Raw genomic sequence first — 18,089 nt, 5'->3', positions numbered from 1 at the left:
TAGCGCTCTTCTCTTTCGTTGTTGCCACCGTTGTTGTTTTCAGTATCAGCTCTTGGTCATTTTCTTCGACCAACGAAAGTGAGACTTGATTCCCCAGGGGTTGCTCCCCACTACAATAAATGAGTATCATCTCTTTGGTGAAATCTACCACTGGGAGCGGTAGCCCCGGTTTACGCGTCCTATTTACTTTTGAAAAGAATTTTTGAAGGGATTTCCTATCTTTTATGATCAAAGTATCCGCAGCTAGACCACCACTGTAGTTATCTTGTAAGACCAACGTGGGCGATGCAATAGCATTGTTCGATCCTTCACCTTTTTCCATAGCGGCCTTTTTCTGCCCATTACAGGATAAAATAACTGCGAAAACGATTACCCATAAATATCTCATCCTAATTTAATGTCTCCTTCAATCGGGTATTATACGCCTTTTCGTAGATCGCCTCATATAACGGCAGTACATTCAGGATATCGAACTTTGCAGCCACTTTTGCCGCATTATCCTTGAATCGTTCCAACGTCTCATCGTCTTTTAAAATCTTTAAGGCATTGCTCGCCATCTCATCCACATTATGTACATCGCTTAAAAATCCGGTGACCCCATGTATGTTGACCTCAGGTATGCCTCCCGCATTGCTTGAGATGACAGGCACCCTATTGATCATCGCCTCGAGGGCCGCCAAACCAAAACTTTCTGATTTGGAAGGCAGTAGAAATAGGTCCGAAAAACATAGAATCCTATCTATTTCATTGCTATTACCCAAAAAATGTACCTTATTCATAATGCCTAACTGTTCGCATAGGAACTCGGCATTTTCCTTTTCCGGCCCCTCACCCACCATGACCAATTTTGCCGGGATCTCCTGCTGTATCTTATAGAAGATGTTGATAACATCCGGAATATGCTTTACCGCCCTGAAATTACTGATATGGGTGATGATCCGCTCATCTTCCTTCGCCATCATAGATCGTTGACAATCGGTATAGGAACCTTTTTGGTATTTGTTTATATCGATGAAATTGGGAACTACCTCAATCTTCTTTTTGATATCAAAGATCTCAAGGGTGCGTTGTTTTAAATCCTCAGAAACCGCAGTGACCACATCGGATTGGTTGATGCTGAAATTAACGGCCGTCTTATAGAACGGATGCTTGCCTACCAATGTTATGTCCGTACCGTGCAACGTCGTAATCATAGGCAGGTATATGCCTTCTTCCTCCAACATTTTCTTGGCCATATACCCTGCATACGCATGGGGAATCGCATAATGCACGTGCAACAAATCTATACCGTATAGTTTAACGGTATCTACCAATTTACTCGATAAGGCCAATTCATAAGGCTGATAATGAAATAAGGGATATTCCGGTACATGAACCTCATGAAAGTGTATTCGGTGGCTTAATAGCTCTAATCGTACCGGCTGGCGATACGTTACAAAATGGACTTCATGACCCCTATCGGCCAAAGCTATACCTAATTCGGTGGCTACAACGCCACTTCCGCCAAACGTTGGGTAACAAACAATCGCTATCTTCATTGTCCAAATTTAGTCAAATCGTATGGTATGTCGATATACCAACCTTTTATTTACAAAAAGTTTAAGAAGTTGGCAATTTTATCTGAAGAGAACATTGTAATTTCAAGGTAAACAGCGTAAAAAACCAATCGGGGATGAAAATCTAAATTACCTGAGTTCGATTGTTAAAAACTGTTTGTCAACACCCTACTTTTGACCTGCAAGGTTTTGAACACCTTGTAGGTCTTTTCAAATCATACCTATAAGGTCAAAAATAGACCTTGCAGGATTAGTATAATTGGGCTTTTGTCCTATAATAAACCATACCTGCAAGGTCGAAAATAGACCTTGCAGGATTAGCATAATTGGGCTTTTATCCTATAATTAGCTATTAATAATAAACAATATTGACCGAACTCAGGTTAATTAATAATAGCGTCGTAAATGGCTTGTTGGATTCTCGTACGTAGTGCGGATTTAACCAAAAGGGTGTTCGATGATGAGGGATAGGTCCTATTCGATAAAAACACATAGACCAACTCCTCATCGGGATCGGCCCAGGTATACGTACCTGTAAAACCACTATGTCCAAAGCTCTTGCGTGAAACACATCCGCAGGTGGGTCCTTTATCCTTTAATTGAGGTTTATCAAACCCCACACCCCTTCTGACATTCTTATCACAAAAGTAACAGGTATTGAATTTCTTGATGGTCCTGGATTCCAAAAACCGTGTGCCCCCATATTCTCCGCCTTGCAAGTACATCTGCATAATCTTGGCCACATCATTGGCGTTGCTAAACAGACCCGCATGCCCTCCTACCCCGCCTTGCATCGCCGCCCCCATATCGTGTACATACCCCTGCACGGTTTGATAGCGGAAGTATTTGTCTTCCTCGGAGGGCACAATCTTATTTTTAGGAAATTTTTCCAGCGGATTATAACTTGTATTATTTGCGCCAAGGGGTTGGTATAGAAATTCATCAGCCAACTTGTCCAATGACTTGTCATAGGTCTTTTCTATATACTTCTTCATCACGTAATAAGCAACATCGCTATACCGATATCGGTTCGATTTAAGGTCTTGGCGCCCTATGCGATCATAGATGGAATCTTTAAAGGCATCGGTTAAATAGAGGTTATCCGTGACCTTGATTGAGAAGCCATCCATTTGCTTATTTCTATAAAACTCGGAAGAAGGTTTTCTTTTTTCATCCAACGTATTTACATAAAAAGCGATCCAGGCCGGGAGGCGCCCATAATGTGACAAAGCCTTTAAAACCGAAACGTTCCTAAGAGCAGTTTTCGAATATTCAGGTATCAAATCCTGAAACGTATCGTTCAGGGCGATTTTCCCCGTTTCCTCCATCTTCATCAGTATGGGTAAGGTTGCCAAAATCTTGGTCAAGGATGCTAAGTCATATATATCCTCCGTATTGATTTCTGTTTTCGATTGATAGGTTGAGTGTCCGAACCCCTTGTTATAGACGACTTTTCCCTTGCGGGCTACAAGCACTTGTGCACCAGGAAACATCAGGGAATCCAAGCCATTCTGAACCAATTCATCAACTTCGTGCAATTTTTCGGAACTCAGGCCGACACGTTCTGGAAAACTATACCCCAGTCGATGTAAGGAACTAAGCTGTACATTGGTATTCACCGGAAAATCAGCATGGGCGGACACTGGTAACACTCCTTTAGCAGCTATCGCCCCAAAAATAAGCTGGGCGGTTTTTTGCTGGGCAAGCGCACTGTTCTGATAGGCGACCACTACACCATCTATATTCTTAAAAGAACTTACCTCCATAAGGGCATAGGGCTTGGTAAAAACCGCAAGCACAAGGTTCGACCCTCTTTCATCAGCGATCCCTTGCAACCATTCAAGCTCTTGATCGTTCAATTTATAGGCCTTCCATGGACTTTCATTACTCTTATGGTGGCCGATGATTATAAGATTGTAGGCCTTTAGTTTTTCTTTTAAAGTTGCTAGGTCCTTACCGTTCACTTGGGTGACCTGGGCATACTTGTTCAATTCATCGACGAAGGGTTTGTTATCGGCATCCCCGAACTTAACATAGGCTATCTTCTTGTTTTCCAGCTTTTTAATGCCTAAAAGATAGAACTTGTTCTTTACGACGGTTATGGCGTTTTCAATGGCCTCTTCATACACCAAATCGCTTTGTAGGTCATTTAGGTCGTCATATAAGCCATCGATTTGAACTGGTTTATATTGGTTTAGTCCTACCTTGTACTTGGCCTGTAAGATTTTCTTGACCGAATTTGCCAATCGTTCTTCCGTTATCCTGCCTTTTTCATAAGCCTTCAATAGCTTTTCTTTTGCCTTGGCAACCTCGGTAGGCATCAACAAAATATCATTACCTGCCAGAAATGCTGCCAATTCAACATCGCCGTTCTTTCCGTGATCGGCCACCCCTTTCATATTCAAGGCATCGGTGAACACCAACCCATTGAACCCCATTTCTTCCTTCAGGATCCCAGAGATGATCTGTTCGGAAAGGGAGGATGGCAAATCTTCCTTGATTTCCAAACTCGGAACGTTCAAATGCGCAACCATGACACTGCTCAATCCTTCGTTTATCAATTTTCGAAACGGATATAGCTCAAGACTATCCAAGCGTTGTTTTGGGAAATCTATTAAAGGTAAAGCATAATGGGAGTCTGTCGCCGTATCACCATGGCCCGGGAAATGTTTGCCACTAGAAAGGACCCCTGCGCCTTCCATGCCCTTCATGAAGGCAATTCCCTTATTGGCCACATTATCGCGATCTTCACCGAAGGAGCGATTTCCGATGATCGGATTTAGTGGATTGGTATTGATATCGATATCTGGTGCGAAATTTATATGCACCCCCAATCTTTTGGCATGCAGCCCAATTCGTTGCCCTACCTTTTCAACGACTGCATTATCCGTTATAGCCCCTAAGGTCATATTCCAAGGAAAGGCATACGTAGAATCCAATCGCATGGCCAACCCCCACTCTGCATCCATCCCTACCAACATAGGTATCTTTGATTCGAACTGCAATGAATTGGTCAGCTTAGCTTGCCTGACCGGACCACCGGTCGAGAAAATAACACCTCCGATATGGTGATCCCGTATCAACGATTTCATTTTAACAATACTTGCCCTGTCTTGGCCAGATCCCACACCCACCATAAATAGTTGCCCCAATTTCTCATCGAGGGTCATGGCCTCATAAGTGGCATCAACCCACTTTTGCTGCCCCAAACTGTCCTTGACCACCAATGGATTGTTCTGCGCATGTGCCCAGACAATAGATAGTAAGAAAAATGAAAAAATGCTACATAATCGCATATTCGACAAGTCTAAGGAGATAACTTAAAAGCAAAAAGAATATTGCATTTCATCGAATCCCATTCCTTTTCGGAATTGGAACTTACAAATACAATTCCAAATACATATTACATAAATCGGCTATGCCAGCTTTCGGAAGCAGGGACCTCCCAATGTTCCAAAAATTCCCCTTTGTTGGTCACTAAATTATTAAAGACGATGGTATTTTTTGAAACAGCCTTTTGCTTTGCCATTTTCTTGAATTCATTCAACGGTTTGTAGGCTATGAATTCTCCTTGTTTGTAGGAGACATTCATCTTGTCTAAAAGCGCAACATCATACTTCTTTTCCAATTGTTGGATAAAATGCACCGATGCGTCAATGGAGCAACCCGAGGCCGAAGTTTCCGTTTGGTCCAAAGCAAGGATAATAAATCGATGGTAACGTATTTCGTAACCGGCTTTTAAATCGCTTCCATGGGTGGTCCATTCCTCAATAAATGCATCAAACTCCTGCCTTATTTCCGCTATTTCCTGCTGTGTAAAACTGCGATTGGCTTGGTAGATCCAAATTTTGGATGAATCAGGCAAAGCATCGAATGCTGTTAACATAAAAAATGATTTTGGGTGATATGGTTCATAGTCAATTTATAAATCCTCTGCTTGGGCAATCAGTTCGGCTATATCCATAACCACGATTTTATCTTCTTTTTCCTTGCTTTTGACCCCATCGGTCATCATCGTATTACAGAAAGGACAGGCAGCGGCAATAATCTCCGGTTTGGTTTCCAAGGCCTGTTCGGTACGCTCAACGTTTATGTCCTTATCCCCTTTCTCAGCTTCCTTGAACATTTGGGCTCCCCCGGCACCACAACAAAGTCCATGGCTTTTACAGTTTTTCATTTCAACCAACTCGGCATCCAACTTTCTGATCAGCTCCCTTGGGGTTTCATAGACATTGTTCGCCCTGCCCAAATAACAGGGGTCATGAAAAGTGATCCTTTTTCCTTTGAAGGATCCCCCTTCCATTTTAATACGGCCTTCATCCAACAATTGCTTTAAAAATTGGGTGTGGTGCAGCACTTCATACGTACCTCCCAATCCTGGATATTCATTCTTTAGGGTATTGAAGCAATGCGGGCAAGCAGTAACCACTTTCTTCACCCCATAGCCGTTCATCACCTCTATATTGGTAACGGCCTGCATCTGAAACAAAAATTCATTCCCAGCCCTTTTGGCGGGGTCTCCGGTACAACTTTCCTCGGTCCCCAATACGGCAAAAGAAACTTCGGCCTTATTGAGAATCTTCACAAATGCCTTCGTTATTTTCTTTGCCCGGTCATCAAAACTGCCTGCACAGCCCACCCAAAATAAAACTTCAGGTTGCTTGCCGGCGGCAAAAAGTTCGGCCATTGTCGGTACTTTTATTTCACTTCCCATACTCAGGATTCATTTTTTCCTAGGATTCATCTTTCCAATTCAATCTATCCATCTGATTAAAGGGCCAAGGTGCTCCATTATTCTCTATATTGCCCATCATATTGTTCAAATCAGCTGGTGCGGCTGATTGTTCCATCACAAGGTATTGCCTCATATCCATAATTATCGACAAGGGGTCGATACTTACGGGACAGGCTTCCGTACAGGCATTGCATGACGTACAGGCCCATAGTTCTTCCCTGGTGATATAATCATCCAATAATTGTTTGCCATCATCGACAAATTTACCCTGGTTGGCATCCAAATTCTTTCCGACCTCTTCCAACCTATCCCGGGTGTCCATCATGATCTTACGGGGAGAAAGCTTCTTGCCGGTAAGATTCGCTGGGCATTCACTCGTACACCGACCACATTCGGTACAGGTGTAGGCGTTTAGCAATTGTACCCAACTAAGATCCGTTACATCGGATGCCCCGAACTTTTCAGGTTCCGCCACACCTTCCGCCGGTGCAGCATATGGATCTGCATCGGGATCCATCATCAATCGCACTTCCTTGGTAACCGAATCCAGATTCTTGAATTTACCCTTTGGTTCCAAATTTCCATAATAGGTGTTAGGAAACGCCAACAGAATATGTAAATGTTTGGAATAGTAGAGGTAATTCAAAAAGAAAAGGATGCCAACAATATGCAACCACCACGCACTACGCTCGATAAAAACAACGGTTTGGGCTGCCATTCCATCAAAAAGGGGTACAATAAATTGGCTTATTGGGAAGGAACCCGCCTCGGTATAGTGCACAGCCCCAAGTTGTTGCAACTTGAAATCTGCGGCGTTCATGGTCAAAAACAGGAACATTAATACCAATTCGATATATAAAATCATGTTACCGTCATTTTTGGGCCATCCTTTCATTTCCGGTTTCATAAAACGCTGAAGCCGTATGACGTTCCTGCGAATCCAAAAAACAATCACGGCCACGATGACCAAAAATGCCAAAATTTCAAACGAGGCGATCAAAACATCATATACCACGCCTAGCCCTGCAAATATCCTATGCGTTCCTAAAAGTCCATCCAAAATTATTTCAAGGACTTCAATATTTATGATTATAAAACCGACATAGACCAGAATATGCAATATACCTGCGATGGGTCTTACGACCATTTTTGATTGGCCCAGAGCGATCTTGGCCATATTCTTCCAACGTTGCGGCTTATTATCATTGACATCAACCGACTTGCCCAAGTTAATATTCCTAACTAATTTTTTTACGTTGCGGGCAAAAAAAATGATACCTACAAGTAGGATCAGGGCAAATAGTATGTTGGGAAGATATTCCATTTAGGGTTGTTCTATTTCTTCGGCAGGATCATTTTCAGGAAGGGCATATTCCGTTTGCTTTTTTCCAAAAACCGAAACATTGACATATCTTTTAGGGTTCAAACGAAAATCCTGTAACAACAGGTCCAATTCCTTAGAGGCATTCGTTAAATTCGTGTATAACTCCTCGTCTTTCATAAGTTTCCCCATGGTACCATCACCCTGTTCTATCTTGCCCAGTATCTTATCCAAATTAGAGACGGTCGATTCCAAACTGGCCAATGTACGGCCTAGTCCGGCGTTATTCAAAGAATCGGATAGTTTTGCAAAATTCGAGGATAGCGCATTGAAATTGGTCAATGAACTGTCTAATTTACCTTGGTTTTTCTGCAACAGTTTATTAAGGATTTCCGCACTTCCCCCTAAGCTTTTCATGAGGTCATTGAGGCCCGCGATGGATTGCCTTAGTTCATTTTTCGTCTTTACATCCAACACCTCGTTAACACTGATCAATATACTATCCGCATTGGTAAAGGCGCCCTCGATCTTTTGTTGTAAGGGTGTAAGTTTCTGTTGCACCAATTCGGTCAGTCCAGGCCGTGTCGACGAGGTAAGCGTATCTCCTGATTGTGCATTGGGGGCTCCGTCGAATACCGGCCGTATCTGTATGCCTTTGCCACCGATAATCCCCGTGTCATACAATTCTGCCATACTGTTCTTTGAGAAGTTGAATTCATTGTTCACGGAAAAGGTCACCAAGAGGTTACCCGTTTCATCTTTGAACTTTATATCATTGACGATACCTACATTATACCCATTGATAGAAACCTGGGTCCCTGGCTGAAGTCCACCCACATGTGAATAGATCGCATAGAACGTTTTGCTATTATCGAATAAAGGTGTTGATTTTAAATAGCTGAAACCTAAAATAAAAAGTAGGATACCCCCAACTACGATTAATCCCGTTTTAATTTCCCTGGATAGTTTCAAATTCATTGCTTTATCGTTATGAACAAAATTAGAAATAAAATTAAGACTGCTGATGTTATTCCGAAACGTATTTCAGGGCCTCTGTTACCGGTATTCTTTCACCTTCCTTATAAGCCACAATATAAGCACCGGAGAACCCCTTTACATCAGCATTCGCTTTTAGCATTTTTGCCTCGTTATATGAAGAGGTCATCCCATACATATATCGAAAAAGGTTTTGATAGGGTTCTCGTGATATTCTACCCAAGCCTTTGAAATTTTGGGGAATTAATTCCAAATCCTTGGCCGTTGCCATAATTTGAACCTTGAAGGTCACCTTAGGCCGCACGGCAGCAGGTTCTGGTTTTGCGACTTCAACCACGGTCTCTTTTTCCACCTCGACATTCCCGGCAGCGGTTTTTGGGGCCTCAATCGCCTTTTTTTCGGAATCCCCCTCTACCGCTACTGCTTTGGATTCGGGCATATCTTCTTTCTTAGGAGGTGTGATGACGGTTACCGCAGTTTCGGTTTTTGGTGTTTCTGCGACCTCTTCTTTATTAGGTAGCTCCTTCTCAACAATCTCACTCGGTTGGTCTGTTTTAGCGGTATTGACACTGTTTTTATAATAAAGAATGGCTTCTGCTATGGCCTTACCTATTTCGGTCTGACCCTTTTTTGAATTCAAATAGGCCCCTTCATCCTTATTCGTAAGAAAACCGGTTTCAACCAAGACACTGGGCATGAAGGTCTGGTGCAATACGATAAAACCAGCTTGTTTAACTTTGCGGTTGATGCGATTCAATTTTCCAGAAAAATTATCCTGTATCATTTTTGCCAAGGCAATACTTTGGTCCAAGAATTCCTCTTGCATAATGGTCAGCCCTATAATCGATTCTGGGGAGTTTATATCATAGTCCGCATATCTATCCTCATAATTATCCTCGAGATAAATTACTGAATTTTCTTTCTTTGCGATTTCAAAGTTCTGTTTGTTTGCATGTAATCCCAGAACAAAGGTTCCTGCACCATGGGCATCGGAGGAATGCGAATCACAATGCACCGAAACAAATAGGTCCGCATTGGCCTTATTGGCGATTTCACCACGAACATATAAGTCAACAAAAGAGTCGTCCTTTCGCGTATAAATGACGTTTATATCAGGATTGGCCTCCAAGATTCTCCCAACATTGAGTACAATGTTGAGTGCTATGTTCTTTTCAAGGTACCCATTCCCTAAATTACCCGGATCGTGACCCCCATGACCAGCATCCAATACGACAATGAACTTCCTATCATTCCTACGAGGGCCATTGTCCTTGATAAATGATGAAAGTAGTAAGGACATAAGAATTAAGGCGGTAAGAAAAAAACGTTTCATATTCATATTCATATGGAGATTTGAGGATCTTTAATTGGTTAAATTTATTGTAATACCCTATTAGGGGAACAAAAAATATATGTAAGTTTGACTTCTTTAAAGTCAAGCCAAACCTTTACAAAAATAGGATATATAGCCTTGCAATCAAATAAACACTATTTACTTTTCCTATTCCTACTTATAATTGGTGGCATTTCTACTCGCGCTCAGGAGGATAAAGTCGTGCCCTTGCCTATAAAGGCTGTGGAAGATACCATCGTGGCACCCCTACTTTCAACAGCGGAATTCAATAAAGAGTTCGTTAATGACTCATTAAAAGTGGATACGGTTCAAACGAAACCACCCTTATTACTGGATATTATCAAGTACAAGGCCAAGGATTATGTAAAACTGAGTCAAAAGGACCAAAAGATATATCTCTACAACGAAGCTGAAATCCAATATCAAGATACAGAGCTTAAGGCGGGTATCATCATAATGGATTATGTGAAAAACGAGGTATATGCCGGTCGTATAAAGGATTCCTTGGGCAATTATTCCCAGCTTCCCTATTTCAAGCAAGGACAGAATGAGGTGATTCCCGACTCGATCCGCTTTAATTTCGATACCCAAAAAGCCATCATTTGGAATTCAAGGACGGAACAACAGGCAGGTTTGGGCCAATTGGGGAGCGATGCCATGAAAGTTTATGCGGATATTACCAAAAAAGAAAACGATTCGGTCTATTTTTTAAAGGAAGGCAGGATTACCACATCGACCGACACCATAAATCCCGATTATTATATACGGATACGCAAGGCGAAGTTCGTGCCCAAAAAGAAGGTGATCGCTGGGTACAGCAACTTATATATAGCCGATGTGCCTACTCCCATTGCCTTGCCCTTTGCTTACTTTCCGCTCACCGTAGGCAGGTCTGCCGGAATCATGATGCCGACCTTCGGAAACCAGGCCGATCGGGGGTATTTTCTTCAGGATATAGGGTATTATGTGCCCTTGGGAGATTATGCCGATGTTTTGGTTACAGGGGATTTTTATACCAATGGCAGTTGGGGTTTCAAAACCCAATCGGTATATACCAAACGCTATAAATATAGCGGAAACATCAACTTTAGGTTCGAGAATTTAGTGACGAGTCAAAAAGGGTTCAGCGATTATAGCCTTACCAAAAACTGGAACATTCAAATGTCACATTCCCAAGATACCAAGGCAAGCCCAAATTCCAGGTTTTCGGCATCGGTGAACATGGGTAGTAGCGAATATTATCGTAATTCGTTACAACAACGAAATTTGCCCAACACCCAAAACAACACCTTGTCTTCGTCTATTTCCTATTCAAAGACCTTTCCGGCCTATCCATCGGTGAATATGAGCTTAACGGCCACACATAGCCAGAACACCAATACCAAAATAATTGAATTGAGCCTTCCGACCTTACAAGCGAGTATGGAACGCGTTTACCCGTTCGCCAAAAGGGACGGGATTAAAAAAGGGATCATTCAAAATATCAATTTTCAGTACAATTTAAGTGCCGCGAACAGAATATCGACCACAGATGATGATTTTTTAAAGGCTGAAATGTTCGATGGTGCCAGGGTCGGCGCAAAACATCAATTACCTATCACCACCAATTTCAAGATTGCGAAATTTTTCAGTGTCAGTGTCGGAGGTAGTTATGAGGATGTGTGGACCATGCAAACTTATAACAAAAGCTATGATACGGAGCAGGCTAAGGTGGTTACCGATACCATTAGCGGCTTTGACCGTTTCAATAAATATAATTTCAATGCCAGCATAGGAACCACATTATATGGCACATTCAATTTTGGGGAAGATAAAAAAATACAGGCCATTCGCCATGTTATGCGTCCCTCTGTGAGTTATGGCTATGCGCCCTCCTTTGAACAATTCTATGATGAATATGATATCGATGCCAATCCCATTACGGACAACTCGGTGCAGTATACCAGATTTCAAGGAACATTGTATGGTTCCCCCAGCCTAGGCAAATCGAACAGTCTTAGCTTCTCTTTGGCCAATACCCTGGAAGCGAAGGTAAGGGACAAGGACTCAACAGCCACCGAACCAAAGAAGGTGCCTATCTTAAGCAACTTCAATATTTCAACAGGGTATAATTTTGAATCGGACTCCTTGAAATTAAGCCCGCTTAGCGTAAATGGTGGGACAACGCTTTTGAACAACAAGATGTCGGTGAATTTCTCAGCAGGACTCGATCCTTATGCCATTGATAACAATGGACGAAGGATAAACACCCTGAACATGAATAATGGGGGAAGCCTTTTTCGACTGACGCGTGCCAATATGAATGTTGGGTATTCCTTGAGCAATGAAACCTTTAAAAAAGATAAGGACGAAGACAAGGAAGATGATATAAGTCAATTCGATTATGTGGCCCAAAGTGGAGGCCGAACGGACGACCTCTTTGGAAGGGCCGATAGTTTTCAAGACAACCCAATGAAAGATCCTAAAGCCGGTGAGGATGTCGAAAATCCTATTTACGGTACTAAAATACCTTGGAATCTGAGATTGGCATATTCTGCCTCTTACTCGAATGCGGCACGGCAAAATGAATTCAGTAGCCATTCTTTGATGTTCACAGGGGATATTGAACTATCGCCAAGATGGAAGGTTGGCGGCTCTTCCGGTTATGATTTCAAAGGCAAAGGATTTACGTTGACCCAATTACGTTTTGAACGGGATTTAAAGAGTTTTGTGATGCGTTTCAATTGGACGCCCTTTGGCACCTACAAAAGATGGTATTTCTTTATCGGGATCAAGAGTTCCATCCTTAGTGATTTAAAATGGGAAAATAGAAGCCAACGATCGAGGTAATGCTTGCGTTGAATGTTGTTGGTTGAGAGTTGATGGGGGGTTAGTGATCAGTAGTCAGTAGTCAGTAGTCAGTAGTCAGTAGTCAGTAAAAGAGTTAAAACAATTAACGAAACTTATACACCTTACCTTTTTTACTTTTTTACTAAACACTTCTTACTTTGTACCTTCTACTTTGTACCTTGTCATTTTCCCAATAGCCAATAGCCAATAACGAATAGTATACTCTAGTTCTAAACTTTATTTATAAACCACCTATGAAGACCATAATCAATACTGAAAATGCCCCCGCTCCGATCGGACCGTATAACCAGGCCATTTTAACTGGGAACACCCTGTATATTTCAGGTCAAATACCGCTCGACCCGGTAACCGGGCAGCTCGTAGAGGGCGATATAGCCAAAGAAACCAAACAATGTATGGAAAACCTCAGCGCCATTCTAATAGCCGCGGGGATGACCTTTGAAAATGTAGTCAAATCGTCGATATTCATTAGTGACATGAACCAATTCTCTGCCATTAATACGGTTTATGGCGGTTATTTTGACCCAGCCAATGCGCCCGCTAGGGAAACTGTGGAAGTGGCAAACCTGCCAAAATTCGTGAATGTTGAAATATCGATGATCGCTGTTCTTTAGTCAGTGGTCAGTGGTCAGTAGTCAAAATAAGAAAAACTTCGTCTTGGACTAGAAATAGGTTTTGTCTAAAATGAAAAAGGGAAATCAGGCATGACCTCTCGGCCTGAACTTGCCGAAGTAAGGCTATGCCTGATTTTCTTGACTGTCCGCACCAAAAATCCCTTCATTTTAAGCGCATTCCCACTGAAACACTAATTGGTATCAGTCATTGGTCATGATGAACAGTGGAAGCATCTCAAAGTTTTTATAATAGGGATGTAGCTTTGGACGGTTATAGAACTTCTCTACATTTACAAACTTTTTGGTTTCTGTGACAACTTCTATCGGGACATGGTCATAGCGTCCATTTTTTAAGACTACCATGCGGCCATATATTCCTTTTAGTATTAAATCGAGCGCAAGATTCCCATAGGCCGTTGGCACAATAGAATCAATAAAATCAGGATCTCCGCAGCGTACCAGGTATCCGAGTTTCTGATTGATCACATTTACCCGGTTCCCCTTATTATATTTAGGGGATAATTTTTTTAATGCAAGTGAGACTTCATCCCCAATACCCCCAAGTTTGGCATGGCCAAAGGCATCTTTTTCCATCCCTTCATATTTCATTTCACCCCCTTTGAATGTTGCCCCTTCGGATATAAGAACAATAGAATAATTACTAGGGTTTCTATTCCTGTCCTCAGTGAGTAATTCTGTTAGGAGTTCAATATCAAAGGGTACCTCGGGTATCAGACATCTATTGGCTGCTCCGGCCAGAGTGGGTAACATTGCGGTAAACCCCGCATAACGTCCAAATACTTCCATTACCAAAAATCTCTCGTGTGAGCCCGCTGCAGTCCGAAGACTGTTTGTATGACTAATGGTTCTGGTAACACAGGTGCTAAATCCAATGCAGTAATCCGTTCCAGGAACATCATTATCCATGGTTTTGGGAATAGCCATGACTTTTACACCCTGTTTAAAAAGATGTACAGCATAACTAAGGGTATCGTCACCCCCAATGGCAATTAAATAGTCTACGCCGAGCCAATCAAGGTTTTTGATTACTTCAGGCGTTAGATCATTCATTTCTTTATTATATGAATCCCTTAGATGTGCAGGCACCATCAATTTTGATACATGACTTGCCCTAGTCCTTGAAGTATGCAGGAATGTACCTCCGGTTCTTGCCGCTTTGTTCACCACAACTTGGGACAATTCATTGAAGTTATTACTATTGTCGTGTTTACTGCTTCTAACAATATCTATTAAACCTCCCCATCCTCTTCTAAATCCAATTACCCTGTAGCCCTCACGAATGGCTCTGAATGTAACGGCCCTAATAGCCGGATTGAGTCCAGGGACATCTCCGCCACCAGTCAAAATACCAATAGTTCCTTTGATTTTATTTACTTGTGCCATAATATATATGTATTTAAATGCCTATTCAAAACCAAGACCAAAAAAAGGTATGTTAAAGTACTAAATTATGCTGATAATCTTATTAACATTTCCTAAAAAAAACCTTAGAAATGGAGCATTAAAATGGCTATATCGCCGTATCTTTAATTGTAGTTTAAAACAGCACTATTATGTCATTAAACATTGAGAAAATTTTAGGCAAAGAAGCCAGTTACCTGTTAGATCATAAGTGTAACACGGTAAAGAAAGAACATTTACATCTACCCGGTCCGGATTTCGTGGATCGTGTTATGACAACCTCGGACAGAAACCCTGTCGTACTTAGAAATATGCAAACCTTGTTTAATAATGGACGTGGGGCGGGTACCGGATATGTGTCTATACTGCCTGTAGATCAAGGTATTGAACACACAGCAGGCGCCTCGTTCGCGCCAAACCCAATATATTTTGATCCGGGAAAGATTGTTGAACTTGCTATTGAAGGCGGTTGTAATGCCGTTGCATCCACTCTTGGTGTCCTTGGGTCTGTATCTAGAAAATATGCACACAAGATTCCGTTTATCCTTAAATTAAACCACAACGAACTACTGACCTATCCTAACAAATTTGACCAAATCATGTTTGCCAGTGTCGATCAGGCTTTTCAAATGGGATGTATAGCGGTCGGGGCTACTATTTATTACGGTTCGGAAGAGAGCAACCGACAGATAGAGGAAGTGTCCAAGGCTTTCGAATATGCACATGAATTGGGAATGGTAACCGTTTTATGGGCATACCTGCGTAATCCCGCTTTTAAAAAAGACGGAAAGGACTATCATGCATCTGCTGATCTTACAGGGCAGGCCAATCATTTGGCAGCGACCATTCAAGCGGATATCGTAAAACAAAAACAGGCTGAAAATAACGGTGGTTTCAAAGCTATCAATTTTGCCAAAACACATGACAAAGTGTATTCAGAATTGACTTCGGATCATCCAATTGATCTTACGCGCTATCAAGTGATCAATTGCCTTATGGGCAGGGCAGGATTAATTAATTCTGGTGGATCTTCAGGTCAGAATGATTTGGCTCAGGCCGTTAAAACTGCTGTAATCAATAAACGTGCAGGCGGTATGGGAATGATCTCCGGTCGAAAGGCCTTCCAAAAACCCATGAAAGAGGGTGTTGAGCTTTTAAATGCCATTCAAGACGTTTATTTGGACAAGAAAATCACTATTGCGTGATTTACATCTAAATATTACCAAAAACAAAGCCCTGACGGTCCACCGTCAGGGCTTTGTTTTTGTCAGCTAAGGCACAACCTCTCTTAAACAGGGTATTACACCTAGAGGCCTTATAAATGGCAATCTTATGGAAGGTGATATTTCAAAAGGGCCAAACCATTCTAGATACTCATAAAGTCAACCTCCTTGAAGTAGGGATGACTTTGAAGAAGATGGTCGAGATATCGATATTCATCAGCAATATAAACCGATTTTCAGAAACAACTGAGGTTTACGGTATCAGTTCCGATGTTACAACTGCTCTCTCACGAGATATGGTTGAATTCATCAATCTCCAACAAAATTCGGGACTATCGAAATATCGTTGATTGCAGTGAAATAGTGACTATAAGGTCTCTCTATGAAATTCCATCAGTCCTTCAATTGGTTTTTGACGAATAACACCAACTATCAAATCATTTCGTTCAAGGACTGTAGTAAGTTCATCCTTTAAATAATGGGCGATACTGCCCACAAAATTGATAGGCACTTTCGTAGCCAGTTCAAATTGCATGATATAGTTATTCACGAATTGCTGGAAACCTTTATCGATAACCCCTTTACAGTAGGGATGCTCTTTGTTTTCGATCATAAACCTGGCAAAAGTGGCCAAATAGGTATTAGGATTGGGTTGCTTATACAAGTTTTCCTTAATAACATCGGCTTCCAAATCATACTCTTTGGCAAATTTCATCCCTAATGCTTGTGGCATTTTATGGAAATAATAATCCCTAATCAATTTTCGACCAAAAAAATTCCCACTTCCATCATCCATTGGAATATAGCCCAATGAGATTACTTTTTGAAAAAGTTGATTTCCGTCATAATAACAGCAATTGGAACCGGTTCCCAATATACATACAATGGCTTGTTGCCCTATTTTGGTTGTTGAATATATTGCGGCATACGTATCCTCCCTAACTTCAGTTTTGGAATTTGGAAAGAAATCACTGAATATTTCCTTTAGAAAATTTTTCATGCGATCCGTACCACAACCTGCCCCATAGAAGTACAATCGACTTACATCGTCCTTATTTTTTGAAAGTTCATAATTATTGGCCAAACGATCCTCAATCACCGAACGCGTCAAGACCTCTGGGCTTAACCCTAAGGTTTGGGTCATAAATAATTGGTTTCCTTTTTCATCAAGAGCTATCCAATCGGATTTTGTAGCACCACTATCAACAATTAATATCATAGGTCACTATTTAAGAACAATCCTGAAAATCATTGGTATCAACAAATTTTCAGGATTGTATGAAGATAATAATTTAGACTTAAAGACTATGCACGTATTGCGCCAAGTCTATCATTTTATTTGAATATCCTGCTTCATTGTCGTACCAAGAGACAACTTTCACAAACTTAGGGCTTAATTGTATCCCAGCGCCCGCATCAAAAATACTTGTGCGACTGTCACCAACAAAATCCTGTGAAACCACTGCTTCTTCCGTATAGCCCAAAACACCTTTCATAGGACCTTCCGATGCTGCCTTCATGGCTTTCTTGATTTCCTCATACGAGGTTTCCTTTTCTAATAGTACCGTTAAATCTACAACGGAAACGTCAGCAGTTGGAACCCTAAGGGCCATTCCTGTTAATTTACCATTCAATTCAGGAATAACTTTACCTACTGCCTTTGCAGCACCTGTTGATGAGGGTATAATATTCAGAAGTGCACTACGGCCACCTCTCCAATCTTTTTTTGAAGGGCCATCAACCGTCAATTGCGTTGCTGTTGTTGCGTGCACGGTGGTCATTAATCCTTCTGCAATCCCAAAATTATCATTCAACACTTTGGCAATAGGAGCCAAGCAATTTGTAGTACAAGAAGCATTGGAGACAATTGTATCAGAAGCTTTGGCCTCTTTATGATTTACACCCATAACAAACATTGGGGCATCTGGTGATGGGGCTGAAATAACCACTTTTTTGGCACCACCATCGATGTGGTATTGTGCTTTTTCCAAATTAGTGAAAATCCCTGTACATTCAGC

14 protein-coding genes are annotated in these 18,089 nt (G+C 41.6%); 3 read left to right on the top strand and 11 right to left on the bottom strand.

Features of this window, described 5'->3' with window-relative positions; translation table 11 throughout:
• From WBM98_RS00835 to WBM98_RS00800, 8 genes are all read right to left on the bottom strand, one after another.
• Nucleotides 1–388 (bottom strand): hypothetical protein (locus tag WBM98_RS00835; RefSeq protein WP_424364113.1); only part of this gene is annotated, 388 nt, incomplete at its 3' end.
• Nucleotide 389: 1 nt separating this feature from the next.
• The gene (gene bshA / locus WBM98_RS00830) at nucleotides 390–1,538 is read right to left on the bottom strand and encodes an N-acetyl-alpha-D-glucosaminyl L-malate synthase BshA (RefSeq protein WP_424364112.1); all 1,149 of its coding nucleotides are present in this window, start codon (nucleotides 1,536–1,538) and stop codon (nucleotides 390–392) included.
• 401 nt (nucleotides 1,539–1,939) lie between these two features.
• Nucleotides 1,940–4,852 carry a glycoside hydrolase family 3 N-terminal domain-containing protein gene (locus WBM98_RS00825; protein WP_424364111.1) on the bottom strand — a complete coding sequence of 971 codons (2,913 nt, stop codon included), beginning with the start codon at nucleotides 4,850–4,852 and terminating at the stop codon, nucleotides 1,940–1,942.
• A 107-nt stretch (nucleotides 4,853–4,959) separates the two neighbouring features.
• Entirely contained in the window at nucleotides 4,960–5,442 is a 483-nt protein-coding gene (locus tag WBM98_RS00820; RefSeq protein ID WP_424364110.1) for an ABC transporter ATPase, read from the bottom strand.
• Nucleotides 5,443–5,478: 36 nt separating this feature from the next.
• On the bottom strand, nucleotides 5,479–6,270 hold the full coding sequence (locus WBM98_RS00815; RefSeq protein ID WP_424364109.1) for a (Fe-S)-binding protein: 792 nt from the start codon (nucleotides 6,268–6,270) through the stop codon (nucleotides 5,479–5,481).
• 19 nt (nucleotides 6,271–6,289) lie between these two features.
• A complete protein-coding gene (locus WBM98_RS00810; RefSeq protein WP_424364108.1) occupies nucleotides 6,290–7,615 on the bottom strand; it encodes a 4Fe-4S dicluster domain-containing protein in 1,326 nt (441 codons plus the stop codon).
• A complete protein-coding gene (locus WBM98_RS00805; protein WP_424364114.1) occupies nucleotides 7,616–8,584 on the bottom strand; it encodes an MlaD family protein in 969 nt (322 codons plus the stop codon).
• A 55-nt stretch (nucleotides 8,585–8,639) separates the two neighbouring features.
• Nucleotides 8,640–9,947: an N-acetylmuramoyl-L-alanine amidase family protein gene (locus tag WBM98_RS00800; protein ID WP_424364107.1), complete on the bottom strand. Its 1,308-nt coding sequence runs from the start codon at nucleotides 9,945–9,947 to the stop codon at nucleotides 8,640–8,642.
• 132 nt (nucleotides 9,948–10,079) lie between these two features.
• Between WBM98_RS00800 and WBM98_RS00795 the strand changes: the two genes are divergently transcribed.
• Nucleotides 10,080–12,791, top strand: a complete 2,712-nt coding sequence (locus WBM98_RS00795) for a putative LPS assembly protein LptD (protein ID WP_424364106.1) — start codon at nucleotides 10,080–10,082, stop codon at nucleotides 12,789–12,791.
• A 254-nt stretch (nucleotides 12,792–13,045) separates the two neighbouring features.
• Nucleotides 13,046–13,426 carry a RidA family protein gene (locus WBM98_RS00790; protein ID WP_424364105.1) on the top strand — a complete coding sequence of 127 codons (381 nt, stop codon included), beginning with the start codon at nucleotides 13,046–13,048 and terminating at the stop codon, nucleotides 13,424–13,426.
• Nucleotides 13,427–13,627: 201 nt separating this feature from the next.
• On the opposite strand, the gene WBM98_RS00785 is transcribed toward WBM98_RS00790, so the two are convergent.
• Nucleotides 13,628–14,830 (bottom strand): 6-phosphofructokinase, encoded by a 1,203-nt coding sequence (locus tag WBM98_RS00785; RefSeq protein ID WP_424364104.1) that lies wholly within the window; start codon nucleotides 14,828–14,830, stop codon nucleotides 13,628–13,630.
• Nucleotides 14,831–15,000: 170 nt separating this feature from the next.
• On the opposite strand from WBM98_RS00785, the gene WBM98_RS00780 reads away from it, so the two are divergent.
• A complete protein-coding gene (locus tag WBM98_RS00780; protein WP_424364103.1) occupies nucleotides 15,001–16,053 on the top strand; it encodes a class I fructose-bisphosphate aldolase in 1,053 nt (350 codons plus the stop codon).
• 385 nt (nucleotides 16,054–16,438) lie between these two features.
• On the opposite strand, the gene WBM98_RS00775 is transcribed toward WBM98_RS00780, so the two are convergent.
• Nucleotides 16,439–17,290, bottom strand: a complete 852-nt coding sequence (locus WBM98_RS00775; RefSeq protein WP_424364102.1) for an N-acetylglucosamine kinase — start codon at nucleotides 17,288–17,290, stop codon at nucleotides 16,439–16,441.
• A 79-nt stretch (nucleotides 17,291–17,369) separates the two neighbouring features.
• The coding region (locus WBM98_RS00770) for a type I glyceraldehyde-3-phosphate dehydrogenase (protein WP_424364101.1) at nucleotides 17,370–18,089 on the bottom strand (720 nt) is incomplete at its 5' end.

This window comes from Maribacter sp., from assembly GCF_049667165.1.
Classification (GTDB): domain Bacteria; phylum Bacteroidota; class Bacteroidia; order Flavobacteriales; family Flavobacteriaceae; genus Maribacter_A.
Note: the sequence above shows the minus strand (reverse complement) of the source record. Positions and strands in the feature narration are given on the sequence as shown.

Bases quoted from the DNA above. Each gene is read 5' to 3' on its own strand.
- WBM98_RS00780 (WP_424364103.1), top strand. From the start codon at position 15,001: ATGTCATTAAACATTGAGAAAATTTTAGGCAAAGAAGCCAGTTACCTG.
- WBM98_RS00815 (WP_424364109.1), bottom strand. From the start codon at position 6,270: ATGGGAAGTGAAATAAAAGTACCGACAATGGCCGAACTTTTTGCCGCC.
- bshA (WP_424364112.1), bottom strand. From the start codon at position 1,538: ATGAAGATAGCGATTGTTTGTTACCCAACGTTTGGCGGAAGTGGCGTT.
- WBM98_RS00825 (WP_424364111.1), bottom strand. From the start codon at position 4,852: ATGCGATTATGTAGCATTTTTTCATTTTTCTTACTATCTATTGTCTGG.
- WBM98_RS00800 (WP_424364107.1), bottom strand. From the start codon at position 9,947: ATGAATATGAAACGTTTTTTTCTTACCGCCTTAATTCTTATGTCCTTA.
- WBM98_RS00785 (WP_424364104.1), bottom strand. From the start codon at position 14,830: ATGGCACAAGTAAATAAAATCAAAGGAACTATTGGTATTTTGACTGGT.
- WBM98_RS00810 (WP_424364108.1), bottom strand. From the start codon at position 7,615: ATGGAATATCTTCCCAACATACTATTTGCCCTGATCCTACTTGTAGGT.
- WBM98_RS00820 (WP_424364110.1), bottom strand. From the start codon at position 5,442: ATGTTAACAGCATTCGATGCTTTGCCTGATTCATCCAAAATTTGGATC.
- WBM98_RS00775 (WP_424364102.1), bottom strand. From the start codon at position 17,290: ATGATATTAATTGTTGATAGTGGTGCTACAAAATCCGATTGGATAGCT.
- WBM98_RS00790 (WP_424364105.1), top strand. From the start codon at position 13,046: ATGAAGACCATAATCAATACTGAAAATGCCCCCGCTCCGATCGGACCG.